Below are 24,669 nucleotides of genomic sequence, written 5' to 3'. Positions count from 1 at the left end.
TTACTTGTCTGCGGCGATGCGCACCTTGATCATCTGGTCGGGGTCGGTGACCGTGCCATTGTCCGCTTCGTCGCCCTTCTTGATTTGGTCCACCAGTTCCATACCGCTGACGACGTTGCCGACGATGGTGTACTGGCCATCGAGCGGCGGCGCCGGCGCGAACATGATGAAGAACTGCGAATTGGCGGAGTTGGGGTCCTGCGAGCGGGCCATGCCGACCACGCCGCGCTTGTAGTGTTCGGCCTGCGAGAATTCGGCCGGCAGGTCGGGCAGGTCGGAACCGCCGGTGCCGACGGCCTGGGCGCTAAAACCCTTCTTGATGTTGCCGAACTTGACGTCGCCGGTCTGCGCCATGAAGCCGTCTATGACGCGGTGGAAAGCGACGTTGTCATAGACGCCCTGGCGCACCAGCTTCTTGATCTGCGCGACGTTTTTGGGCGCCAGATCGGGCCGAAGCGCAATGGTGACGTCGCCGTCCTTCAGCGTGATGATCATGGTGTTTTCCGGGTCGGCGGCGAAGGCCGAGACCGATGCGGTCACAAGGCCGGCAAGCACAATGAGGAACGAGGCGAGCTTTTTCAGCTGCATATCTGTCTCCGGGGATTTTTGTGTTTATGCATGTCGTTGCCTCAAAACCGGCTTCCACTTTTGAGCGACATGCATCATTTCTTGAATTTTGCGGTGAGCGCGCCAGCGACAGCCGCCGGAACGAAGGGGCGGATATCACCCCCCATCGAGGCAATCTGGCGGACGAGTGTGGCGGTAATGGTGCGCACGGAGGGGCTGGCGGGAAGAAAAACCGTTTGCAGCTCAGGTGCCATGGTCTCGTTCATGCCGGCCATCTGCATCTCGTAGTCGAGGTCGGTGCCGTCGCGCAGGCCGCGAATCATGATCGAGGCGCCGTGCTTCCTGGCCGCATCGATCACCAGCCCGTCGAAGGCGACGACTTTGATACGGGCGCCGTCGCTGCCGAATTCCGTCCTCGTCGCCGTCTCGATCAGCTTCACCCGCTCCTCGAAGGAAAACAGCGGCTGCTTGCCCGGATGGATGCCGATCGCCGCATAGACGATGTCGGCCACGGCCAGCGAGGCCTTCAGCACATCGAGATGGCCGTTGGTCAGCGGGTCGAAAGAGCCGGCATAGAGGGCGATGCGTTCAGTCATGGCTGGTGCTTCTAATGCATGATCCCAAAAAGTGGAAACCGGTTTTTGGAAAAGATCATGCTCAAATGAAAGCTAGGGCCTGTTCCATCTTCCGTCCATCAAGATGGAACAGGCTCTAGCGAGCCTCTCTCGCAAAGGCAAATCCGATCGGCGCGCCGGCCGTGAAACCTTTTCCGGCACATGAACGACAGATGAACACGCTGATCACGAAGCCTTCACGCAGCGTTCACTAGGTTGCACCTTAATAAGATGAAACCAAAATCCCATCTATCCGTTGTTAGGCGCAGGAGAACACGCACATGCTGATCTACATGCTCGCCACCGCAATGACCGTCGCCATGCTGATCGCCACCGTATTTGGGCTGCATCAGGAGGCACAACGCATCCGCGTCAAGGCAAACACCAAGCGCTTCGAAGGCTTCGGCCCGCGCAAGCCATATCGCCACTACTGATAAAGCCTGAACTTGCTGCCGCGCCGGCCAACTGGCCGGCGTTGCTATGTCGAAACCGGTTCCGCGGTTAGTCCGCAACCTCCGGACCGGCGTCAGGCGCCGGAGCGGCATCGGCACCGCCCTCGACCGTCTCCTCGCTCTCTTCGTCCGCTTGCGGTTCCGAGATCCGCTCGACCGAAACCACCTTCTCGCCTTCAGCCGTGTTGAAGATGGTCACGCCCTTGGTGGCGCGGCTGGCGAAACGGATGCCATTGACCGGAACCCGGATGACGGTGCCGCCATCCGACACCAGCATGATCTGGTCGTCATTGCCGACCGGGAACGTCGCCACCAGCCTGCCAATCTCGGCAGCCTTCGACACGTCGGTGGCTCGGATGCCTTTGCCGCCGCGTCCGGTCAGCCGGAAATCATAGGACGACGAACGCTTGCCGTAGCCGAATTCGGTCACCGTCAGCACATACTGTTCGTGCGCCTTGAGTTCTTCGTATCGGCTGTCGGAAAGCTCCGTCTCCTCGCCGATCTCCTCATTGGTCAGCGCGATCTCTTCCTCTTCGCCGGCCGTTTCTGTGGCCAGACGCCGCTCCGCCGCCGCGCGCTTCAGGTACGCGGCGCGTTCCGCCGGCGAAGCATCGACATGCTCGATCACCGACATCGAGATGATGCGGTCGGTCTCGGCCATGGTTATGCCGCGCACACCGACCGAATTGCGACTCTGGAAGACGCGCACGTCGCCGACGGAGAACCGTATGCACTGGCCGGAACTGGCGGTCAGCAGCACGTCGTCCTTGTCGGTGCAGGTCTCGACGCCGAGGATCTCGTCGCCTTCTTCCTCCAGCTTCATGGCGATCTTGCCGTTGCGGTTGACCTGGACGAAGTCAGATAGATCGTTGCGGCGCACGGTGCCACGCGTGGTGGCGAACATAACGTAGAGTTCGCCCCAGCTGGCCTCGTCCTCCGGCAGCGGCATGATGGTGGTGATGCGCTCGCCCTGCTCCAGCGGCAGCATGTTGATCAGCGCCTTGCCGCGTGACTGCGGATTGCCGATCGGCAGCCGCCAGACCTTTTCCTTATAGACGATGCCGCGCGAGGAGAAGAACAGCACCGGCGTATGGGTGTTGGCCACGAACAGCCGGGTGACGAAATCCTCTTCCTTGGTCGACATGCCGGAGCGGCCCTTGCCGCCGCGGCGCTGCGCCCGGTAGAGCGACAGCGGCACGCGCTTGATGTAGCCGGAATGGCTCACCGTCACGACCATGTCTTCGCGCTGGATCAGGTCCTCGTCTTCCATGTCCGACCCACCATCGGTGAGCTCGGTGCGGCGTGGCGTGCCGAACTCGTCGCGCACGGCGGCAAGCTCGTCCTTGACGATCTGCTGGACGCGCGCGCGGGACGACAAAATGTCCAGATAATCGATGATTTCGGCGCCGATCGTGTTCAACTCGTCGGCGATCTCATCGCGGCCGAGCGCGGTGAGGCGCTGCAGGCGCAGCTCGAGGATGGCGCGCGCCTGTTCCTCGGACAGATTGTAGGTGCCGTCCTCGTTGATCCGGTGGCGCGGATCGTCGATCAGGAGGATCAGAGATTCCACGTCGCCGGAGGGCCAGCGCCGTTCCATCAACTGCTCACGCGCCGTCTGCGGATCCGGCGCGGTGCGGATCAGCTTGATGATCTCGTCGATGTTGGCGACGGCGATGGCGAGACCGACCAGCACATGGGCGCGATCGCGCGCCTTGCGCAGCAGGAACTTGGTCCGCCTTGTGATCACCTCCTCGCGGAAAGCGACGAACGCCTTCAGCATATCGGTCAGGTTCATCACTTCCGGCTTGCCGCCATTCAGTGCCACCATATTGGCGCCGAAAGAGGTCTGGAGCGGCGTGAAACGGTAGAGCTGGTTGAGGATGACGTCGGCAACGGCGTCGCGCTTCAATTCGATGACGACGCGGTAGCCCTGGCGGTCGCTCTCGTCGCGGATATCGGAAATGCCCTCTATGCGCTTGTCGCGCACCAGTTCAGCCATCTTCTCGATCATCGACGACTTGTTCACCTGGTAGGGAACTTCGGTGATGATGATGGACTCGCGGTCGTTGCCGCGCTGTTCGATGTTGACCTTGCCGCGCATGACGATGGAGCCGCGGCCGGTCGAATAGGCGTTGTAGATGCCCGAACGGCCAAGCACGATGCCGCCGGTCGGGAAATCCGGTCCCGGAATGATCTCCATCAACGCCGGCAGGTCGATCGCGGGATTGTCGATGAGGGCGATGGCGCCGTTGCAGATTTCGCTGAGATTGTGTGGCGGGATGTTGGTCGCCATGCCGACGGCGATGCCGCCCGAGCCGTTGACCAGAAGGTTGGGAAACCGTGCCGGCAGAACCTTCGGTTCGCTGCCCGACGCATCGTACGTGTCCTGGAAATCGACAGTGTCCTTGTCGATATCCTCCAAAAGCTCGTGCGCGACCTTGGTCAGCCGCGCTTCGGTGTAGCGCATCGCCGCCGGCGGATCGCCGTCGATGGAGCCAAAATTGCCCTGCCCGTCGATCAACGGAACGCGCAGTGACCAGTCCTGTGCCATGCGCACCAAGGCGTCATAGATGGAGGCGTCGCCATGCGGATGGTATTTACCCATCACGTCGGCGACAGGGCGCGCCGACTTCACATATTTGCGGTTCCAGTGGTAGCCGCTCTCATGGGCGGCGAAGAGAATGCGGCGATGCACTGGCTTCAGGCCGTCGCGCACGTCGGGCAGCGCACGGCTGACGATCACGCTCATGGCGTAATCGAGATAGGAGCGCTGCATCTCCTCGACGATGGATATCGGCTCGATGCCGGTGGGGCCGCCGTCGGCGCCGCGCGGTGTCTTCTGGTCGGTCAAATCGGATCACAATCTAATCAGGAATCACTTGGTGCTTATATAGGAAGCAAGGCTGAAACTCCAACATGCCAGGCACTTTTCCAGTGTCATTTTTGGTGGTAATTTCAAATGGATACCACTGATTGCGACGATATGGCCAAGGCGGTTTTCGCCGCCCCGGCGCCTTTGCGGGCACGGGGCCGATTCACGAAGCAGAAACGGCCTATGCGCCACGGCGGCTGCGATACTGGCCCGGCGTCTCCCCCATGATCCGCCGAAAACGACGATTAAAGGTCGACAGATCGTTGAAGCCGGCGTCGAAGGCGATCGCCGAAATCGTATCGTCCGACATGCGCAGCCGCACCGCGGTCCTGTGCAATCGCGTCTTGAGCAGGAATTGGTAGGGCGTCATACCCGCTACCTGCCGGAAAATGCGCAGGAAATGATACGGGCTAGTCGCCGTGTCATCGGCAAGCGCTGAAAGCGAGACCGTCCCGTCGACATCGAGTTCGATCCGCCGCACGGCCTCGGCCACCCGCTTCTGATCGCGGCGGCTTGGTGCGCGCCTGACATGCGTAGCGCCAGAGGCTGTAGCGACGGCAGCACCGGCGATGCGCTGGGAAAGTTCCTCGAAGGCGTCGATGTCGGCCATCTCGCGTGCGGTCTCCGCCTCGGCCAGCAGTGGCGCCAGGACCGGCAAAGGCGGCAGGCGCGCCGCCTCGAAAGCCAGCTTCCTGGCGCCCGGCACGCCAGCCGCGATCCGTTCCATGTAGGACGGCCTGAAGTGGAACGAGAGGCAACGGTCGCCGCTACCATGCTCGTGCCCGCATTCGTAACATGTGCCGGGATTGCCAAGCAGGAGCGCGCCGGGCGCCAGCATCGCCGTGCCTTGTTGGGCGCGGTAGCGGAACGTGCCGCTGGTGACCGCAGCGACGCAGAAATCCTGATGCGCTTCCTCGAACGGCCGATCGCCGGCACTAGCGGTGCAGATCACATCCGTCACATGCCAGCCGGGTCCGGATGCGAGAACATGGGTGGTCGCCGTCATGGTCGAAATATAGCAATTTTTCCCAAGCCCAGAACCCCGTCACGGCCTACTCCTCACGGTCTCCTGACAAGAAGAGGGCCACAACCATGTTCGATCAATCTTCGTTTGCCGAAGCCCTGCATAGCCCCGGACCGATCGCGGGGCTTGCTGAAAAACTGAGCCTTTACGGCCGCTTCGTCGGCGCCTGGACTTTCGACGCCTCGCGCCATCTCGAGGACGGTACGGTCCTGACAGGGCGTGGCGAGGTGCATTTCGGCTGGGTGCTGGAAGGCCGGGCGATTCAGGACGTCTGGATCCTGCCCGCGCGGGACACTGGCTCCCAGCCTTCGCTCGGCGCCTGGACGTTCTACGGCACGACGCTGCGTGTCTATGATCCCGGCCAGGACGCCTGGCACATTTTCTGGAGCGATCCGCGCAACCAGTACTTCAGCCGCCAGCTCGGCCGTGCCGAGGGTGACACGATCGTGCAAGTGGGCGCCGACGGCACCGGTTCATCGGTGCGTTGGAGTTTTTCCCGTATCACCGAAAACTCCTTCCGATGGCTGGGCGAGCGCTCGCACGACAATGGCGCGACATGGCGGCTGGAAGTCGAGTTCCTGGCGCGCCGAGCGGTTTGATCACCGAGGATTGCAGCAGACCAGAATAAAAGCGTCGCCATCCCTCGCGCCGCCCTCTGTCCCGCCGGCATCAGCCACTTTCTCACGAACAGTTCCCACCGAACGGGCTTTGCTCTACCAATTATCCTGGTACGGGCACGGCCCGGCGGGAGGGTCAGAGATGCCGAGTTTCGACAGCCTGTTCAATGCCTTCGTCACCATTCTCGTGACCATCGATCCGCCCGGCCTGGCGCCGCTGTTCCTCGCCGTCACACGCGGCATGAACCGCGAGGAGCGCCAGCAGGTTTCCGTCCGCGCCTCGATCATCGGCTTCCTGGTGATGGCGCTGTTTGCGGTGGCAGGCGCCTCGATCCTGTCGGTGTTCGGCATCACGCTGCCGGCTTTCCGGGTCGCCGGCGGCTTCCTGTTGTTCTTCATCGCCTTCGAAATGGTGTTTGAGCGCCGGCAGGACCGCAAGGAAAAGATCGGCGACGTCGCCATCACCAAGGACATGATCCACAACATCGCCGCCTTCCCGCTGGCGATCCCGCTGATCGCCGGCCCCGGTGCCATTTCGGCAACAGTACTGCTTTCCGGCTCGTTTCAAGGCTTTGCCGCGCAGGCGGCACTGGTCGGCATCATCTTCGTCTGCCTCGCCATCACCTATCTGGTGTTCGTGCTGTCGGAACGCATAGACCGCTTCCTCGGCCAGACCGGCCGCTCGATCCTGACCCGTCTGCTCGGCGTCATCCTGGCGGCACTGGCCGTGCAATTCGTCGCCGATGGCATCAAGGCGCTGATAGCGGGCTGACAAGCTGACGTGGCGAGAATCCCGAAGCCGTTCTATTTCGCCGTCGTGTCGATGACCTCGAAATCGTGGGTAATCGTGGCGGTCCTGGCAAGCATCGCGGAGGCCGAGCAATATTTTTCGATCGAAAGGTCGATCGCGCGTTTCACCTTGTCGCTGGAGAGTGCCCTGCCCTTGACGACGAAATGCATATGGATGCGGGTGAACACTCTTGGCTCGGTTTCGGCTCGGTCGGAGTCGAGTTCGACGACGCAGTCCTCGATCGCCTCGCGGCCCTTTTCGAGGATATGCACGACATCATAGGCCGAACAGCCGCCGGTGCCGATCAGCACCAGCTCCATCGGGCTCGGTCCCGGCGTCCTGCCTTCCGGTCCGGGCGCGGTTCCGAGCACGACCTTGTGGCCGCTGCCGGACTCGCCGACGAAGGTCCGCTCCTCGACCCACTTTACGCGTGCTTTCATCGAACTCGTCCTTCGCCACATTTCGTTGATCGCCAAGTCAGCGTTCAATTCGACAATGCAAAACCCCGAAAGTCCATGAGGGACTCTCGGGGCGCGCAATGTTTGACTTACGCCGAAAATAACATCTGCTGTTGCGATCAGAACGGGATTTCATCGTCCAGTTCGCGCGACGAGCCGCCGCCACCGCCGCCCCTCGGCGCGTTGCCGCCACCACCGCGATTGAAGCCTTCGCTCGGGCTGGACTGGCCGAAATCGGAACCACGGCTGCTGCCGCCACCGGCGTAGCCGCCGACCTGGCCGCCTTCACCCTGCCCACGCGCGTCGAGCATCTGCAGCTCGCCACGGAATTTCTGCAGCACGACTTCCGTCGTGTATTTGTCGGCGCCGGTCTGGTCCTGCCATTTGCGCGTCTGCAACTGGCCTTCGACATAGACCTTCATGCCCTTCTTCAGATACTGCTCCGCCACCTTGGCGATGCCCTCATTGAAGATGACGACATTGTGCCACTCGGTTTTTTCCTTGCGTTCGCCGGAATTCTTGTCGCGCCAGCTTTCCGATGTGGCGATCCGGATGTTGACGACCGGCTCGCCCGAATTCAGGCGACGGATTTCGGGATCCGCGCCGAGATTGCCGACCAGAATGACCTTGTTGACGCTACCAGCCATGATATTTCTCCGCGCTCATCCGAAACAAATTTTTGTCGCAGCACCTTACAGGCTGCAGGCGATCGCCGCTTGCCATGGCTGCCTTTACCCACAAGGTTTTTGTTCCCTTTTCGTTCCTATCTGCATCGCTGCTTATTGTCAAGGAATGGCAGCAACGCTGAAGCCGATCATATGGGTTTGAAAAGACCGCTTGCCAAATCAATAAGTATGCACTTATGCTTTCGGCATGATCGAAGCAGAGATTTTTCGCGCACTGGCCGACCCGACGCGCCGCGCCGTCTTTGAGCGGCTCGCCGCCGGCGAGATGAGCGTGTCGGAATTGCGCACCGGTATGACGGTGTCGCAGCCCGCGGTGTCGCAGCATCTGGCGGTGCTGCGCGGCGCCGGGCTGGTGGTCGAGCGGCGTGCCGGCCGCAACGCCTTTTACCGCGCCGACCCGCAGGGACTCGCCCCCTTGCTCTCCTGGATCGAACGCTACCGGACCTTCTGGCCGGAACGCATTGAAAGGCTGAAGGCGGTTTTGAAGGACATGGATCAATGAACAAGGCGGGATTAACCACCAACGTGGGCCAAAGCGACGCCGCGGATGCGCTCGAGTTCGAGTACGACCTTGCTGAACCGCCGGAAAAGGTCTGGCGAGCCCTGACCGTACCGGAATTGCTCGCCGCCTGGATGATGCCGAACGACATCCGCCCCGAGATCGGCAACCATTTTGCCTTCGCCGGTCCGGATGCGCCGATCGAATGCGAAATCCTCGACGCCGAGCCCGAGAAGCTGCTGCGCTATTCCTGGCGGGAGCAGCCGGGCGACGCAGCTAGGCGGGATCCGCTCGACAGCACCGTTACCTTTACGCTTGCCCGAACCGTTTCCGGCGGCACGCATCTGCGTGTCGTCCATGACGGCTTTGCCCGCAAGGCCATGCCTGCCGTCGCCATGGCAGGCGCCGGCTGCCGGCTTTCGCTCGGTTTGCGCGCAATTGGAAAGCCCATCGCCGCGAACGCACCGCGCCTTCTGCGCGCGGCATAATACGAAAATCGGAGAAGAGAAATGAGCGGTGTTGCCAATCTGGTGCCGATGGTGATCGAGCAATCGAGCCGCGGCGAACGTGCCTTCGACATCTTTTCACGGCTGCTGCGCGAGCGCATCGTCTTCATCAACGGCGAGATCAACGACGACATCTCGGCGCTGGTCTGCGCGCAGCTGCTGTCGCTGGAATCGGACAATCCTGACAAGGAGATCTCGCTCTACATCAACTCGCCGGGCGGCGTGGTCACCAGCGGCTTCGCCATCTACGACACGATGCAATATATCAGCTGCCCGGTGTCGACCGTATGCATGGGCTTTGCCGCATCGATGGGCTCGTTCCTGCTGATGGCAGGCACACCAGGTCGCCGGATTTCCCTGCCGAACGCCACCATCCTGCTGCATCAGCCGCTGGGCGGGTTCCAGGGCCAGGCATCCGACATCCAGCGACATGCCGAGCGCATCGGCAGGACGAAACGGCACATGGCCGAACTCTACGCGCAGCATTGCGGCCGAACCTATGAAGAGGTCGAACGAACGTTGGACCGCGACCACTTCATGACCGCCCGCGAAGCCCAGGCATGGGGCATCGTCGACCATGTTTTCGATACGCGAAAAAAGGCGGCGTAAGCCAGAGCCGGATCGGAGTCCGGCCGGCTGTCGAAGATTTGACGATGCCGGTCTGGTTCCATCGGGCGCGCGCCACTATAGTCCTGGGATGACCGACACTCATTCGTCCAGATCATTGCACCACGTCATCGCCGTTGCTGCGCTCGCTTTTGCCGGCCTCGTGAGTGGCGTGGCGCTCGCTGAGGACAGTTGGCCGGCGCAGAAAGGCGCCCTGCCCGGCGTGACCGGCGACTACCGCATCGCCAAGCCGGCTCCCGAGCCGGACGATGCGCTGCCAGCCGGCGAGAACGGCACATTCAAGATCGGCGATACGGATGTCAGGATTTCCGGCAGCATCACCGTCGACGTCGGCGCCGGCTCGATCGGGCCGCCGCGCCACTGACAGTGCGTGCCGGCGCCTGCTGCGTTGCGCCTATCGTCAACAACAATCCGCACATGAAAACGGCCCCGCCGTGCCTTGGGCAAACGGACGGGGCCTTTTTGGATCTCAAATCCAAATTTTGCCGGGAGTGTACTGCCGGCGTTTGATTTCGGATGCACCGCGGCGTTCAGCCGACGATCCGACTAGCAGTCTCTGATTTTTACGGGAGATGGCAGGTCACGGTTTGCCGGCTGGCGAAAACGCTAAAACCCTGGCACTTATGCCTGCCGCGGCTCCAGTGACAACTGGAACCCTAGGGGACGATCCGGTGGCGTCATAGCTCCGCTCCTCTGTCCGTTGCGACTGTTTGTCAATCCGAAGCACAAATCGCAAATGCCTGCGGCGTCTCGCAGGCCGCCTCTGGGCGGCGAGGCCATCGAAAGAGACGGCCGGCTTCGTTGACTGCCGAAGACTGCGCCCCTGAGTCCGTCGCGTCAACCATCAATAGCCGGTTAGCGAAAAACGTGATCGAGGGGAGGTTGCGTACAAGTCAGTTTTTGCACAGCTTTGTCAGGAGCGTGTTCAGCCTTTGTTCTTTCCGCTTGCCCGGCCACGTGAAAGACGCTTAAACGCTTTGTCGGGAATTGTGGCGTCTCTCGACGTGGCGGCAAAACTACCTACATAGGGGATGGCCGGGAAAACCCGCCATTCCAGGAAATTCCAGATTCTGAGGCGGCGACCGGCTATGGCCGACCATAAATATCTTTCCATTCGCGGGGCGCGCGAACACAATCTGAAGAATGTCGATCTCGACCTGCCGCGTGACAGCCTCATCGTTATGACCGGCCTGTCGGGGTCCGGCAAGTCATCGCTTGCCTTCGACACGATCTATGCCGAGGGCCAGCGCCGCTACGTCGAAAGCCTGTCGGCCTACGCCCGGCAATTCCTCGAAATGATGCAGAAGCCTGACGTCGACCAGATCGACGGCCTGTCGCCCGCCATTTCCATCGAGCAGAAGACCACCTCGAAGAACCCGCGTTCGACGGTCGGCACCGTCACTGAGATCTACGACTATATGCGCCTGCTTTTTGCGCGCGTCGGCATCCCCTATTCGCCGGCCACCGGCCTGCCGATCGAGAGCCAGACGGTTTCGCAGATGGTCGACCGCGTGCTGGCGGTCGAGGAAGGCACGCGCCTGTTCATCCTGGCGCCGATGGTGCGCGGCCGCAAAGGCGAGTACCGCAAGGAATTGCTGGAGCTGCAGAAGAAGGGCTTTCAGCGCGTCAAGGTCGACGGCGTCTTCTATGAGATCGCCGACGTGCCGGCGCTGGACAAGAAATACAAGCATGACCTTGATGTCGTCGTCGACCGCATCGTCGTGCGCGGCGATCTGGCGACGCGGCTTGCCGATTCGATCGAAACGGCGCTGAAGCTGGCCGATGGGCTGGCGGTCGCCGAATTCGCCGACAAGCCGCTCGATGCCAGCCAGACCGGCGAGGATTCGGTCAACAAGTCGAAGAACGAGACGCATGAGCGCATCCTGTTCTCGGAAAAGTTCGCCTGCCCAGTCTCCGGATTCACCATTCCGGAAATCGAACCGCGGCTGTTCTCGTTCAACAACCCGTTCGGCGCCTGCCCGACCTGCGACGGTCTCGGCAGCCAGCGCGCCATCGACGGCAATCTGATCGTGCCGGACGAAAACGTCTCGCTGCGCGACGGCGCCGTCAGCCCGTGGGCGAAGTCGACGTCACCCTATTACGCGCAAACGCTTGAAGCGCTGGGCAAGGCCTATGGCTTCAAGCTCGGCGACAAGTTCAAGGATTTGTCCGAAGAGGCCAAGGAGGCCGTCCTGCGCGGCACCGGCGAGCGCGAGATCACCTTCCAGTATGATGACGGCCTGCGCTCCTACAAGACGACAAAGACTTTCGAAGGCGTCATCCCCAATCTCGAGCGGCGCTGGAAAGAGACTGAATCCGCCTGGATGCGCGAGGAGATCGAGCGCTTCATGTCGGCGACGCCTTGCCCGGTCTGCAAGGGGTATCGGCTGAAGCCGGAGTCGCTGGCCGTCAAGATTGCGGGCAGGCACATCGGCGAAGTCACCGAGCTTTCCATCCGCAAGGCCGACCAGTGGTTCACCGATCTGCCCGCGTCGCTCAACGACAAGCAGAACGAGATCGCGGTGCGCGTGCTCAAGGAAATCCGCGAACGGCTGCGCTTCCTCAACGATGTCGGGCTCGACTATCTGACGCTGTCGCGCAATTCCGGCACGCTGTCGGGCGGCGAGAGCCAGCGCATCCGGCTGGCCTCGCAGATCGGCTCCGGCCTCACCGGCGTGCTCTATGTGCTGGACGAACCGTCGATCGGCCTGCACCAGCGCGACAATGCCCGCTTGCTCGACACGCTCAAGCACCTGCGCGACATTGGCAACACGGTGATCGTCGTCGAGCATGACGAGGACGCAATCCTGCATGCCGACTATGTCGTCGATATGGGTCCGGCCGCCGGCATCCATGGCGGTGAGATCATCGCCCAGGGCACGCCGCAGCAGGTCATGGCCAATCCGAACTCGATCACCGGCAAGTATCTGTCGGGCGCACTCGAGGTGGCGACGCCCGGCGTGCGGCGTGAAGCGAAGAAGAACCGGCGCCTCAAGATCGTCGGCGCGCGTGGCAACAATCTGAAGAACGTCACCGCCGAAATCCCGCTCGGCACCTTTACCGCCGTGACCGGCGTGTCGGGCGGCGGCAAGTCGACCTTTCTGATCGAGACGCTGTTCAAGGCGGCGTCGCGCCGCATCATGGGCTCGCGCGAACACCCGGCCGATCACGACCGCATCGAGGGCCTCGAATTCCTCGACAAGGTCATCGACATCGACCAGTCGCCGATCGGCCGCACGCCGCGTTCGAATCCCGCCACCTACACCGGCGCCTTCACGCCGATCCGCGACTGGTTCGCCGGCCTGCCCGAAGCCAAGGCGCGCGGCTACCTGCCGGGACGCTTCTCCTTCAACGTCAAGGGCGGCCGCTGCGAGGCCTGCCAGGGCGACGGCGTCATCAAGATCGAGATGCACTTCCTGCCCGACGTCTATGTCACTTGCGACGTCTGTCACGGCAAGCGCTACAACCGTGAGACGCTCGATGTCCTGTTCAAGGGCAAGTCGATCGCCGACGTGCTCGACATGACAGTCGAGGAAGGCGTCGACTTCTTCGCCGCCGTGCCCGGCGTGCGCGACAAGCTCGACACGCTGAAGCAGGTCGGCCTCGGCTACATCCATATCGGCCAGCAGGCAACGACGCTGTCGGGCGGCGAGGCGCAGCGCATCAAGCTGGCCAAGGAACTGTCGCGCAAGGCCACCGGCAAGACGCTCTACATTCTCGACGAGCCGACCACCGGCCTGCATTTCCACGACGTCGCCAAGCTGTTGGAAGTGCTGCATGAACTGGTCGACCAGGGCAACACGGTGGTCGTCATCGAGCATAATCTCGAGGTCATAAAGACCGCCGACTGGGTGCTCGATCTCGGCCCCGAAGGCGGCGACGGCGGCGGCGAGCTGGTCGCCTCCGGCACGCCGGAAGCGATCGTGCGCGAGAAGCGCAGCTACACCGGCCAGTTCCTCAAGGAACTGCTGGAACGGCGCCCGGGAGGCAAGCGCGAAGCGGCGGAGTGATGATCGGACCGGTTGGTGCCTGGAGCTTTTGAATGACAATCAGAAAAGCGCTTGCCGGTGATCTCCAAACTGTCGTCTCGCTGACCGAAGCGGCCTATGCGCCTTACACCGCACTGTTAGGCGCACCGCCGATCCCGGTCACCGAGGACTATGCGCCGCGCATTGAGGGCGGCGAGGTGTGGGTGATGGAGAGCGGCAGCGAAATTGCCGGAGTGCTCACACTGGAACGGCACGACGATCACGCGATGATCTTCTCCGTCGCGATCTCCCCCGACTTTCAGGGCAAAGGCTTCGGCATCGCACTCCTCAAACATGCGGACGAGCAGACGCGCCTGTTGGGTTTGTCCGAGGTGCGGCTTTACACCAACGCCAGAATGGAGCGGAACATAGCACTCTATCTGGCCTACGGTTTCCACGAAACGGGTCGCCGGCCCAATCCCTACCGGGCAGGATGGGTGCTCGTCGACATGGCAAAAGCCGTCGACAAGGCTTCGCCGGCCTGATCCACTGTGAATTCGGGAGGACGATTGTGAGCAATCCGCAACGAATTCACTTCGGCGCCGGCAACCGGACGTTGGAGCCCTTGGTGCTCGGGGGAACGGCGTGACCGCACGGATTCTCATGGTGGCACTCGACGGTGCGGACGGGAGTCTGGTCGACAGGTTAAGCCAAAACGGCCTACTCCCCAACCTCACATCGCTGCGTGCACGTGGGAGGGTCAAATATCTCACCGCACATGCGGGAGCGACGGATGACACCCTGTGGGCTTCATTCCAGTACGCGGCCGGTATGGGTGAACATGGGCGCTATCACTATCTGCAGCGGCTTCGCAGCGGCAGGTTCGGCATGATCTGCACCGATGAGGTCGACCGCGAAACGTTTTGGGAGACAGCGCCGAACCTTAGAATCGGCGTGTTCGACATTCCGAAATGCCGCCTCCCAAGGCAGCTCAACGGCATCCATTTGGCCGACTGGCTTGTGCATGGACGTTATTTCCAGGAGCCAAAGAGCTATCCGGCGGCCCTTGCAGGCGAGGTTGTCGCGCGCTTTGGCGCAGCGCCGCCGAGCCAATGTGATCATGACGGCCCATTGGACGACGCAGAGGCGGCCGACGTCCTTGCCAATTTGCGCGTTGCAGTCGCTAGGAAACGTGCCGCCGCTCTGCACTATCTTGGCAGCGATGCATGGGATCTGTTTATCGTCGGGTTCAAGGAAGCGCATTGCGCCGGCCATGCGCTTTGGGACCTCGTCAACGAGGTTGATCCGGAGTTCGATCCGAGCCGCAACGAGCGGCTCGGCACACCAATCGAGACGATTCTAGGCGACATTGACGGAGCGATCGGTGATCTCGTGGCGGCGGCCGGCTCCGGCACTCAGATCATTGTCTTCTCGACGACCGCGATGCAGCCGAACGCTTCCCTTGCTCACCTGATGCCCGAGGTCGTCAACCGGGCAAATCGGATACTTGGCGAGTCGCGCTGGACGCGGTTTGTGCGGCATGTCGTGAAGCTTGAAGACCGGCGATGGTGGCCGCTTTGCGAAATGCTGCCCTACAACGAGAACTGCACCGCTTTTCGCATCAATCCGGCTGTGGCTTTCAAGGACGGTCAAGTCGACGCGGAACGGTCAAGAATACTCGATCTGGTAGAAACCCTGCTGATGGAACTGAGGGACGATCAGACCGGACAACCCGTTGTCGCAATGATCGACAGGGCGGCTAGCCAGCATGCAGGCTCACGGGCCGCGGATCTGCCTGATCTCCTGGTGCATTATCGCGCCGGCTTGTGCCCTGGCTCCGTGAGCTCCCTCCGCCTTGGGCGCATCAAAGCGATCCCGCCGATACTGAGACCCGGCAATCATGCCCCGGGCGGTTTCCTGATCGTTTCCGGAGATAGGCTCGATGCCTCCGACGTTACTGGCATGCAAAACCTGGGGACGATGGCGATAAATGTCCTGCACGGGTCCGGCGATTGGCCAGCCGATAGTGCGGTTTAGCCGGAGACCGGTTTCAAAGACCCCACACAAAAACTAACAACCGAAACCATTGGCAAGCGACACGGAGAAAAATGGTGACCAAATCATCGGGAACAATCCGCGCCGGCATGGGCGGCTGGACGTTCGAGCCCTGGGATACGTCATTCTATCCCGACAAGCTTTCCAAGGCCAAGCAACTGAACTACGCCACTCGCCAGGTGCCGAGCATCGAGGTCAACGGCACTTACTATTCGAGCTTCAAGGAGCCGACCTTCGTCAAATGGGCCAACGAGGCGCCGGACGGTTTTGTTTACTCGCTGAAGGGCAACCGCTTCGTCACCAACCGGCGCGTGCTGGGCGAGGCCGGCGAATCGATGACGCGCTTCCTTGGCTCCGGCGTGGCGGCGCTCGGTGAAAAGCTCGGGCCGATCCTGTGGCAGTTCGCGCCGACCAAGAAATTCGATCCGGACGATTTCGAAGCCTTCCTGAAACTGCTGCCGGAAAGGCAGGACGGCGTTGCGCTGCGCCATGCGCTCGAAGTCCGCAACGACAGTTTTATCGTCCCGGAATTCGCGGCACTTGCCCGAAAATACAAGGCCGCGATCGTTTACGCCGACCATGCCAAATATCCTGATATCGCCGACATCACCGCCGATTTCGTCTACGCCCGGCTGCAGACCGGCAGCGATGACAATCCCGACTGTTACACGCAGAAAGGTCTCGATGAATGGGCCGCGCGGGTAAAGACCTGGGCGCAAGGCAAGCAGCCGGCCGACCTGCGGCGCGCCGACCCCGCCACCGATGCGCCGGTAAAGCCGCGCGACGTGTTCGTCTACTTCATCACCGAGGGCAAGGTGCGCGCGCCGTTCGGCGCCATGGCACTGATGAAGCGAGTGGACCAGGATCTGCCGGTGCCCTGACGCAGCGGAATCATGGCATCTTCGCCACCGTCGTAACCTTATCGATACCTCCTTGCTGCATGAATCCAGCTAAACCAGTCGCAGATCTGGACCTCCGCGGGCAAGGACGAGGGGCATGTCGCTCGACTACACTTCACTTCTGCTGGCTGTCGGTTTTTCCGCTGCCTGCCTGAGCCTGACATTGTTTGGCATGTGGCTGACCGCTCGCTCGGAGAAATTCCTGCTGACATGGGCGATCAGCCTGGTGTTCGTGGTCGGCGATATTTTTGTCTATGACGCCTATATCGATATGCCCGGGCGCCTGCTGGGCATCGCCACGCTGGCTTTCCTCCTGCTCGGTTTCTCGACAATGCTGGGCGCGGCCTACCAGTTCAGAACCGGCGGCTCGCCAGTGCCGCGAACGGTGCTTGGCAGCGCCATTTCGCTGGCCGTGACGTTGCCTCCCATGGCTCTAGGCTATGACGGGCTGGGCTTCCTATTCGAAAATGCCTTCGCCGCCTTGCTTCTGTTCGCAACGGCGGTCGAATACTGGAAAGGCCGCGACGAAGCCCCTGCCCTGACGATCGGTATCACCGCGCTCTATTCTGCCACGGCCGCATCCTTCGCTCTCTGCGCCATGGTTCTAGCCTCGGATGGAAAGCTGGTCCTTGGACATGCGCCAAGCAACTGGGCCGAGGAACTGAGCCTCATCATCGTCATCGCCAGCATGACCGGGATCGGGGCGCTTTCCCTGGCCCTGAACCAAGGACGTCTGGCCCGGCATCACCGCCACAATGCCCTGACCGACCCGCTGACCGGCCTGCTCAACCGCCGCGCCCTGTTCGACCTGCACGGCGATGCGCCGGTCGGCGCCTTCACGGCGGTGGTCGTCTTCGATCTCGACAACTTCAAGGCCATCAACGACGAATTCGGCCACGCCGCCGGCGATGAGGTGCTGAAGGTGTTCGCGCGGGAACTCGCCGGCAATCTCCGCCCGGCCGACGTCGCCGCGCGCATGGGCGGCGAGGAGTTCGCGCTGGTGCTGAAGCGGACTTTGCCCGAAACGGTGGAGGCCACCGCCGAGGCCATTCGGGCAGCTTTCGCCGCGCACCGCATCGAAGCCGAGACAGGCTCGCTGATATGCACGGTCAGTGCCGGATTTGCTTTCGGCACCAAGGAAGGCCTCGGCTTCGACAAGGTGCTCAACGCCGCCGACAAGGCGCTCTATGACGCCAAGCGCGGAGGCCGCAACCGTGTCACCGCCTCGGCATACCGGCGCGCGGGTTAGACTGGCCAGCCTTGATATCTTTGTTGCCAATCATCCGGCGCAATTCGCATGGCCCGGTGGCAGCGATGGAACTTCACAACGTGGAGAATGTTCCGAAAGGCAGAACCTTTCGGGAGAACCCGTGCATGACAAACGCTTCTCTGCACCTTCTGAAGGGGATCGGTTATTTGATCTCGACCGGAAGTGTAGCCCTGCTCGCCATCGTGAGCTGGTCGAGTGCCCCAAAAAGCCCTGTGCTCATCGCCTGTTTGATTGGCGGCGCGGCACTATCCATCATCGGAATGTTCTGTCGCTGGCTGACCTATCAAATTGAGAAGCGCCGGCAGGACAACTAGATGGAGGCATCACGGTATGTTGGAACTCTGGGCAGATGGTTGAGCCGCCGCAGAGCGACCAGCTGTTCGCCGCGTCTGTCGCACGAACTGATTGCGATCGAAGCAGCGTCTACGCCGCCATGACGATTTCATTGAAGGCATCGAGATCGACGTAGAAAACCTTCGTGATTTCCTCGATCAGGTCGTCGTATTCGCAGCCCTGTGACCTCAAGATGTTGATGGCGGCGATGATATCGACACGTTCGATAAGTCGCCGCTTCTGGTAGTCCTCGACGTAACGTTCCATGGCTGTCCCTTAGCCTGTGTGCGCGTTTGAACGACAGAGATCGCAGGAGGGAAGCTAGGTAGCTTTGCTTGCGTGAAACTTGCCCGGTGCTAGCCGCGCCCTCGATCTGCGATAACCAGACTGATACGGAAGCGGCCGACTCACAAAAGCCATGGAAAGACTAGCACGCAGCCCATGGTGCGCCAGTGACGCACAGGGCTGGATCGGAGAAATATTAGACTTGCCAAGGATTTCGGACCGTCAACTGAAGTCCAACTACGATTCTAGACCGTCAGGAACTTCCTGACATCAGCACGGTCCAAATCTTCCGCCGGGCCGGTATGGACGATCAGACCCCGGTCCATGATGTTGACCTCGTCGGCGAGCTCGCGGCAGAAATCGAGATATTGTTCGACCAAAAGCACGGCGATGCCGGCCTGGTCGCGCAGATAGCGGATGGCGCGGCCGATATCCTTGATGATCGACGGCTGGATGCCTTCCGTCGGCTCGTCGAGCACCAGCAGCTTCGGCCGCATCACCAATGCCCTGCCGATGGCAAGCTGCTGCTGCTGCCCCCCGGAAAGGTCGCCGCCACGGCGGCCGAGCATCTGTTTCAGTACCGGAAACAGCTCGAAGACATGCGCCGGAATGTTGCGGTCGGCCCGTTTCAGCGGCGCGAAGCCTGATTCCAGGTTCTCCCGCACGGTGAGCAGCGGAAAGACCTCCCTGCCCTGCGGCACGAATGCGATGCCCGACCGGGCGCGGTCATACGCCGCGCTCCGGTCGAGCGCCTTCCCCTCGAAGGCAACGCTTCCGCTCGTCAGCCGGTGATGGCCGACGATCGATCTCATCAAACTGGTCTTGCCGACGCCGTTGCGGCCGAGCACGCAAGTGATCTTGCCGGCGCCCGCTTTCAGCGACACGCCGCGCAGCGCCTGGGCGGCGCCGTAGTGCAGTGTGGCGTTTGAAACTTCGAGCATCTCTCAGCGCCTTTTCCAGAACCGGAGAAACGACAGATCGAAGCGATGGAATTGAACCCGCCAGACCATGCTCATCTCCCCAGATAGACTTCGACGACGCGCTCGTCGGCCGACACGAAATCGAGTGTGCCTTCGCTAAGCACCGAGCCCTCATGCAGGCAGGTGACCTTGACGCCTAGCTCGCGCACGAAATGCATGTCGTGCTCGACGACGATGACCGAATGGTCGCGCGCGATATCCTTGAGCAGCCGCGCGGTTTCCTCGGTCTCGGCATCAGTCATGCCGGCGACCGGCTCGTCGACCAGAAGCAGTTTCGGGTCCTGCGCCAAGAGCATGCCGATCTCGAGCCACTGCTTTTGTCCGTGGCTGAGATTGGCTGCCAATTCGTTGCGCTTGTCGCCAAGCCGGATGATGCCGAGGATGTCATCGATCTGCCGCGTCTCGGCGGCCGAGCGGCGATGAAACAGCGCCGGGAAGATCGAGCGCGGACCTTTCAGCGCCAGCATCAGGTTTTCCTCGATCGTGTGGCTTTCGAACACGGTCGGCTTCTGAAACTTGCGGCCGATGCCCATCATGGCGATCTCGGCCTCGTCATGCTTGGTCAGATCGACCTGGCCGTCGAAGAACACTTCGCCTTCATCGGGCCGCGTCTTGCCGGTGACGATGTCCATCATCGTCGTCTTGCCGGCGCCGTTGGGGCCGATGATGGCGCGCATCTCGCCCTTGTCGAGCACCAGCGACAGATTGTTGATGGCGCGAAAGCCGTCGAAGGAGACCGAGACGCCGTCGAGATAAAGGATTGTGTTCGACTTCGACATGGTCGCTCACTCCGCCGGCTGCGGTTCGGGGTTGCTGGCGGACCAATCGCCGGGTTTTCTCGCCTCGCTGCGAACGATTTTCGCCGGCGGCGGAACGTCGGGGTCGCTGCCGGCTTCCTCGGCAACGGAAGCTGCCCGCAACGCCTTGGCGTCGCCACGCCAAGAATCCCACATGCCGATGATGCCCTTGGGTAGCAAAAGCGTGACGGCGACGAACAGCCCGCCCAACGCGAACAGCCAGAACTCCGGCAGCACGCCGGTGAACCAGGATTTGCCGGCATTGACCAGCAACGCACCGATGATCGGTCCGACAATGGTGCCGCGCCCGCCGACGGCGGCCCACACAACGACCTCGATCGAATTGGCCGGCTCGAATTCACCCGGATTGATGATGCCGACCTGCGGTACGTAGAGCGCGCCGGCAATGCCGGCCATGACAGCCGAGACGGTGAAGGCGAACAGTTTTACGTTCTCCGCCCGCCAGCCGAGGAAGCGCGTGCGGCTCTCGGCATCGCGCACAGCCATCAAGAGCTTGCCGTATTTGGAGCCGACGATCGCCCAGGTGACGAAGACGGCGAGCGCGAGCATGACGGCGCTGGCGGCAAACAGCGCCGAACGCGTCGGGTCGGCCTGCACGTTGAAGCCCAGAATATCCTTGAAATCGGTCAGGCCGTTGTTGCCGCCGAACCCCATGTCGTTGCGGAAAAAGGCAAGCAGCAGCGCATACGTCATCGCCTGGGTGATGATCGAGAGATAGACGCCGGTGACGCGGCTGCGGAAGGCGAACCAGCCGAAGACGAAAGCGAGCAGGCCAGGCACCGCGAGCACCATGAGCCCGGCGAACCAGAAATGGTCGAAGCCATACCAGAACCATGGCAGTTCCTTGTAGTTCAGAAACACCATGAAGTCGGGCAAGACGGGGTTGCCGTAGACGCCGCGCGAGCCGATCTGGCGCATCAGATACATGCCCATCGCATAGCCGCCGAGCGCGAAGAAGGCGCCGTGGCCGAGCGAAAGGATGCCGCAATAGCCCCAGACAAGATCGAGCGCCAAGGCGAGCAGCGCATAGCAGAGATATTTGCCGGTCAGCGCGACAATGTAGGATGGGATGTAGAAGGCGCTGGTGGGAGACACCGCAAGGTTGAGCAACGGCACGATGACGGCCACCGCCAGCAGGATGAAAATCGTGATGGCGATGCGGCGGTCCGCGCCGGCGGCAAAAAAGCGTCCCGTGATCATGCTTCCACCGCCCTGCCCTTGAGCGCGAACAGGCCGCGCGGGCGCTTCTGGATGAACAGGATGATCAGCACCAGCACGACGATCTTGCCCAGCACCGCGCCCGCATAGGGCTCGAGGAACTTGTTGACGATGCCGAGCGAGAAGGCGCCGACCAACGTGCCCCACAGATTGCCTACGCCGCCGAAGACGACGACCATGAAGCTGTCGATGATGTAGCCGCGACCGAGATTGGGCGAGACGTTGTCGATCTGGCTGAGCGCGACACCGGCTATCCCGGCAATGCCGGAGCCGAGCGCGAAAGTCAGCGCGTCTACCCATGGCGTCCTGATGCCCATCGAGGCGGCCATGCGCCGGTTGGCGGTGACGGCGCGCATCTGCAGGCCCCAGGGCGTGCGCTTCATCACGTAGAGCAGGATGGCGAAGACAGCGAGCGCGAAAACCAGGATCCACAGGCGGTTCCAGGTGATCGCCAACTGTCCGACATTGAACGAGCCCGACATCCAGGATGGGTTGCCGACCTCCTGGTTGGTCGGCCCGAAGATTGAGCGCACGGCCTGTTGCAGGATCAGCGAGACGCCCCATGTCGCCAGCAGCGTTTCAAGCGGCCGGCCATAGAGGAAACGGATGACGCCGCGCTCGATGATCAGGCCAACCAGGGCCGCGACGAGGAAGGCCAGCGGCAGCGCAATAACCAGCGACCAGTCGAACAGGCCGGGAAAAGAGGTGCGGATCACCTGCTGGACGACGAAGGTCGTGTAGGCGCCGAGCATGACCATCTCGCCATGCGCCATGTTGATGACTCCCATGACGCCGAAGGTGATGGCGAGGCCGATTGCTGCCAGCAGCAGCACCGAGCCCAGCGAAATGCCGTACCAGATATTCTGGCCGGCATCCCAGAAGGCCAATGTCGAATTGATGTTGGCGATCGCGGCTGTCGCCGCTTGCCTGACCGCGTCGGTGGAATTCGCCTCGACCGAAGTGAGCAGGGAAACCGCATCGCGGTCGCCACGCGCGCCGATCAGTGCGATGGCAGCCAGCTTGTCGCCATCCGGCCGGTCGGAAACCAGCACGGACGCGGCGCGAGCCTGTTCGAGCAGAGCCTTGACGCTGGCCACGGTCTCACTGGCGATCGCCGCATCGAGCGGCCCTATGTTTGCGGCGTCAGGCGTCTTGAACATGGTGTCGGCGGCGGCAACGCGCACGGCGGGATCCTTGGCGCCAAGCGTCAGCGTGCCCAACGCATCGCGGATGACGCGACGCAGCGTGTTGTTGACCTTGATCTTGGTAATGTCGTCCTTGGCTGCCTCGCCCGAGGCCTCGCCGCTCAACGGGTCGGAAAGCTGGACGCTTTCGCCCGCTTCCTTGCCGACAAACACCAGGGAATCGGCCTTGCGGAGATAGAGATTGCCGTCGGCCAATGCCGCAAGCGGCCGCTCCACCGCCGGATCGCCGGCAGCAGCCAGTTCGTGGACGACGGCTCCGATCTCGGAAAAGCCCTTGGCCGTGGCGAATTTGGCGATGATGCCGCGCAGATCGGCTTCGCCAGCGCCCGAAGACGACAGCGTCGCCAGCAGAAACAACAGCGTCAGGCCCGCGCGGATTAAGGTCATCGGCTTCCGTTAGCCCCTTGAAGGTTGAAGTGGGCGTCCGGACGGCGGTAGTAGCCGTCCGGACGCGCGCGGTCTGACTAGGTCAGCCCTGGGAGGGATCAATTCGTGCCCTTGCCGCCGCACTTGCCGGTGGCAACGTTGAAGTTGCCGCAGGACAGAGGCGCGCGCCAATCGGAGATCAGGTCCTTGGAATCAGGCAAATAGTCGGACCATTCGTCGCCCATCACCAGGCCCGGCGTGCGCGACACGGTTTCGAACTGGCCGTCGGCCTGGATTTCACCGATCAGCACCGGCTTGGTGATGTGGTGGTTCGGCATCATCGTCGAATAGCCGCCCGTCAGGTTCGGCACCGAGACGCCGATCATGGCGTCGATCACCTTGTCCGGATCGGTGGTGTCGGCCTTCTCGACCGCCTTCACCCACATGTTGAAGCCGATATAGTGGGCCTCCATCGGGTCGTTGGTGGTGCGCTTGTCGTTCTTGATGAACTTGTGCCAGTCGGCGATGAACTTCTTGTTTTCGGGTGTGTCGATGCTCTCAAAGTAGTTCCAGGCGGCGAGATGGCCGACCAGCGGCGCGGTGTCGAGACCGGCAAGCTCTTCCTCGCCGACCGAGAAGGCCATGACCGGGATGTCCTCGGCCTTGATACCCTGGTTGCCGAGTTCCTTGTAGAACGGCACGTTGGCGTCGCCGTTGACGGTCGAGACGACGGCGGTCTTCTTGCCGGCCGAACCGAACTTCTTGATCGCCGAAACCTCGGTCTGCCAGTCGGAGAATCCGAACGGCGTGTAATTGACCATGATGTCTTCCGCAGCCACGCCCTTGGCCTTCAGATAGGCCTCGAGAATCTTGTTGGTGGTGCGCGGATAGACGTAGTCGGTGCCTTCCAGCACCCAGCGCTTCACCGAACCGCCGTCCTCGCTCATCAGGTAGTCGACAGCGGGAATTGCCTGCTGGTTCGGCGCCGCACCCGTATAGAACACGTTGCGCTCGCTCTCCTCGCCCTCGTACTGGACTGGATAGAACAGGATGTTGTCGAGTTCGGAGAACACCGGCAGCACCGATTTGCGCGACACCGAGGTCCAGCAGCCGAACACTGCCGCGACCTTGTCCTTGGAGATCAGCTCGCGCGCCTTTTCGGCAAACAGCGGCCAGTTGGAAGCCGGATCGACAACCACCGCCTCGAGCTTCTTGCCGAGCAGGCCGCCCTTGGCGTTCTGCTCGTCGATGAGCATCAGCATGGCGTCCTTTAGCGTCGTCTCCGAAATCGCCATGGTCCCCGACAGCGAATGGAGAATGCCGACCTTGATCGTGTCGTCAGCGGCCTTCGCCGGAACGGACATCAACAGACCGGCGGCGACCACGCTCGCCGAAAACATTTTTGTTATGGTCGAGAAATTACCCCTCATATTACAGACTCCCAAGCTGGTTGATTGCACCGCAACACTACAAAGCAACCCCCATGCCAACCGCTCTAGCGATCCCGAAAGGGCACAAATAGTTCAGAGATATCAGCGCCTTGGAATATAGGGCTTCCAA

The 24,669-nt window shown here is 61.9% G+C and carries 25 protein-coding genes; 13 read left to right on the top strand and 12 right to left on the bottom strand.

Going from position 1 to position 24,669, the window contains the following annotated elements:
* On the bottom strand, nt 1-495 hold the full coding sequence (locus LB558_RS20250; RefSeq protein ID WP_224699282.1) for a peptidylprolyl isomerase: 495 nt from the start codon (nt 493-495) through the stop codon (nt 1-3).
* A 167-nt stretch (nt 496-662) separates the two neighbouring features.
* The gene (gene coaD / locus LB558_RS20245) at nt 663-1,163 is read right to left on the bottom strand and encodes a pantetheine-phosphate adenylyltransferase (RefSeq protein WP_224699158.1); all 501 of its coding nucleotides are present in this window, start codon (nt 1,161-1,163) and stop codon (nt 663-665) included.
* Nucleotides 1,164-1,462: 299 nt separating this feature from the next.
* Between coaD and LB558_RS20240 the strand changes: the two genes are divergently transcribed.
* A complete protein-coding gene (locus LB558_RS20240; RefSeq protein WP_081714296.1) occupies nt 1,463-1,615 on the top strand; it encodes a hypothetical protein in 153 nt (50 codons plus the stop codon).
* 67 nt (nt 1,616-1,682) lie between these two features.
* Here LB558_RS20240 and gyrA read toward each other — a convergent pair whose 3' ends face one another.
* Both gyrA and LB558_RS20230 read right to left on the bottom strand, forming a co-directional pair.
* A complete protein-coding gene (gene gyrA / locus LB558_RS20235) occupies nt 1,683-4,484 on the bottom strand; it encodes a DNA gyrase subunit A (protein ID WP_224699157.1) in 2,802 nt (933 codons plus the stop codon).
* Between the two features lie 202 nt (nt 4,485-4,686).
* Nucleotides 4,687-5,511: a helix-turn-helix transcriptional regulator gene (locus tag LB558_RS20230; protein ID WP_224699156.1), complete on the bottom strand. Its 825-nt coding sequence runs from the start codon at nt 5,509-5,511 to the stop codon at nt 4,687-4,689.
* A gap of 86 nt (nt 5,512-5,597) precedes the next feature.
* Between LB558_RS20230 and LB558_RS20225 the strand changes: the two genes are divergently transcribed.
* Together LB558_RS20225 and LB558_RS20220 are read left to right on the top strand one after the other, a co-directional pair.
* Nucleotides 5,598-6,128, top strand: a complete 531-nt coding sequence (locus tag LB558_RS20225) for a hypothetical protein (protein ID WP_224699155.1) — start codon at nt 5,598-5,600, stop codon at nt 6,126-6,128.
* A 160-nt stretch (nt 6,129-6,288) separates the two neighbouring features.
* Entirely contained in the window at nt 6,289-6,918 is a 630-nt protein-coding gene (locus LB558_RS20220; RefSeq protein WP_127258888.1) for a MarC family protein, read from the top strand.
* Nucleotides 6,919-6,950: 32 nt separating this feature from the next.
* On the opposite strand, the gene LB558_RS20215 is transcribed toward LB558_RS20220, so the two are convergent.
* The gene (locus LB558_RS20215) at nt 6,951-7,376 is read right to left on the bottom strand and encodes an OsmC family protein (RefSeq protein ID WP_224699154.1); all 426 of its coding nucleotides are present in this window, start codon (nt 7,374-7,376) and stop codon (nt 6,951-6,953) included.
* 137 nt (nt 7,377-7,513) lie between these two features.
* Nucleotides 7,514-8,041 (bottom strand): single-stranded DNA-binding protein, encoded by a 528-nt coding sequence (locus LB558_RS20210; protein WP_224699153.1) that lies wholly within the window; start codon nt 8,039-8,041, stop codon nt 7,514-7,516.
* Between the two features lie 226 nt (nt 8,042-8,267).
* Here LB558_RS20210 and LB558_RS20205 point away from each other — a divergent pair, with 226 nt between their 5' ends.
* The 10 genes from LB558_RS20205 to LB558_RS20160 all read left to right on the top strand — a co-directional run bounded on the left by LB558_RS20205 (nt 8,268) and on the right by LB558_RS20160 (nt 18,218).
* Nucleotides 8,268-8,582 (top strand): ArsR/SmtB family transcription factor, encoded by a 315-nt coding sequence (locus tag LB558_RS20205; RefSeq protein ID WP_056582312.1) that lies wholly within the window; start codon nt 8,268-8,270, stop codon nt 8,580-8,582.
* On the top strand, nt 8,579-9,067 hold the full coding sequence (locus tag LB558_RS20200; protein WP_224699152.1) for an SRPBCC family protein: 489 nt from the start codon (nt 8,579-8,581) through the stop codon (nt 9,065-9,067). The genes LB558_RS20205 and LB558_RS20200 overlap by 4 nt, the downstream gene beginning before the upstream one ends.
* Before the next feature lie 21 nt (nt 9,068-9,088).
* Nucleotides 9,089-9,694: an ATP-dependent Clp protease proteolytic subunit gene (locus LB558_RS20195; protein WP_224699151.1), complete on the top strand. Its 606-nt coding sequence runs from the start codon at nt 9,089-9,091 to the stop codon at nt 9,692-9,694.
* Between the two features lie 88 nt (nt 9,695-9,782).
* Complete coding sequence (locus LB558_RS20190; protein WP_224699150.1) at nt 9,783-10,076, top strand: hypothetical protein; 294 nt, start codon at nt 9,783-9,785, stop codon at nt 10,074-10,076.
* 724 nt (nt 10,077-10,800) lie between these two features.
* Entirely contained in the window at nt 10,801-13,722 is a 2,922-nt protein-coding gene (uvrA, locus tag LB558_RS20185) for an excinuclease ABC subunit UvrA (protein WP_224699149.1), read from the top strand.
* A gap of 32 nt (nt 13,723-13,754) precedes the next feature.
* Nucleotides 13,755-14,225 carry a GNAT family N-acetyltransferase gene (locus tag LB558_RS20180; protein ID WP_224699148.1) on the top strand — a complete coding sequence of 157 codons (471 nt, stop codon included), beginning with the start codon at nt 13,755-13,757 and terminating at the stop codon, nt 14,223-14,225.
* Nucleotides 14,226-14,325: 100 nt separating this feature from the next.
* A complete protein-coding gene (locus LB558_RS20175; protein WP_224699147.1) occupies nt 14,326-15,717 on the top strand; it encodes a glycosyl hydrolase family 79 C-terminal domain-containing protein in 1,392 nt (463 codons plus the stop codon).
* Between the two features lie 107 nt (nt 15,718-15,824).
* A complete protein-coding gene (locus LB558_RS20170) occupies nt 15,825-16,616 on the top strand; it encodes a DUF72 domain-containing protein (protein WP_224699281.1) in 792 nt (263 codons plus the stop codon).
* Nucleotides 16,617-16,731: 115 nt separating this feature from the next.
* The gene (locus tag LB558_RS20165; RefSeq protein WP_224699146.1) at nt 16,732-17,883 is read left to right on the top strand and encodes a GGDEF domain-containing protein; all 1,152 of its coding nucleotides are present in this window, start codon (nt 16,732-16,734) and stop codon (nt 17,881-17,883) included.
* Nucleotides 17,884-18,008: 125 nt separating this feature from the next.
* Nucleotides 18,009-18,218 carry a hypothetical protein gene (locus tag LB558_RS20160; RefSeq protein ID WP_224699145.1) on the top strand — a complete coding sequence of 70 codons (210 nt, stop codon included), beginning with the start codon at nt 18,009-18,011 and terminating at the stop codon, nt 18,216-18,218.
* A 109-nt stretch (nt 18,219-18,327) separates the two neighbouring features.
* Here the strand turns inward: LB558_RS20160 and LB558_RS20155 are convergent, their stop codons facing one another.
* The 6 genes from LB558_RS20155 to urtA form a co-directional block, all read right to left on the bottom strand.
* Complete coding sequence (locus tag LB558_RS20155) at nt 18,328-18,504, bottom strand: hypothetical protein (RefSeq protein ID WP_224699144.1); 177 nt, start codon at nt 18,502-18,504, stop codon at nt 18,328-18,330.
* Between the two features lie 263 nt (nt 18,505-18,767).
* Complete coding sequence (gene urtE / locus LB558_RS20150; protein ID WP_127258867.1) at nt 18,768-19,463, bottom strand: urea ABC transporter ATP-binding subunit UrtE; 696 nt, start codon at nt 19,461-19,463, stop codon at nt 18,768-18,770.
* Between the two features lie 71 nt (nt 19,464-19,534).
* Entirely contained in the window at nt 19,535-20,281 is a 747-nt protein-coding gene (gene urtD / locus LB558_RS20145) for an urea ABC transporter ATP-binding protein UrtD (protein ID WP_127263655.1), read from the bottom strand.
* Between the two features lie 6 nt (nt 20,282-20,287).
* Nucleotides 20,288-21,520, bottom strand: a complete 1,233-nt coding sequence (gene urtC, locus LB558_RS20140; protein WP_224699143.1) for an urea ABC transporter permease subunit UrtC — start codon at nt 21,518-21,520, stop codon at nt 20,288-20,290.
* Nucleotides 21,517-23,130 carry an urea ABC transporter permease subunit UrtB gene (gene urtB, locus LB558_RS20135; protein ID WP_224699142.1) on the bottom strand — a complete coding sequence of 538 codons (1,614 nt, stop codon included), beginning with the start codon at nt 23,128-23,130 and terminating at the stop codon, nt 21,517-21,519. Before urtB ends, urtC begins: the two co-directional genes overlap by 4 nt.
* 98 nt (nt 23,131-23,228) lie before the next feature.
* Nucleotides 23,229-24,539, bottom strand: coding sequence for an urea ABC transporter substrate-binding protein (gene urtA / locus LB558_RS20130; protein WP_224699141.1), 1,311 nt, complete (start codon nt 24,537-24,539; stop codon nt 23,229-23,231).
* Nucleotides 24,540-24,669: the final 130 nt, after the last annotated feature.

Source organism: Mesorhizobium sp. CO1-1-8, from assembly GCF_020164875.1.
Taxonomy (GTDB): Bacteria; Pseudomonadota; Alphaproteobacteria; order Rhizobiales; family Rhizobiaceae; genus Mesorhizobium.
The sequence above is the reverse complement of the archived record's forward strand: the minus strand, read 5'-3'. Positions and strand labels throughout refer to the sequence as shown.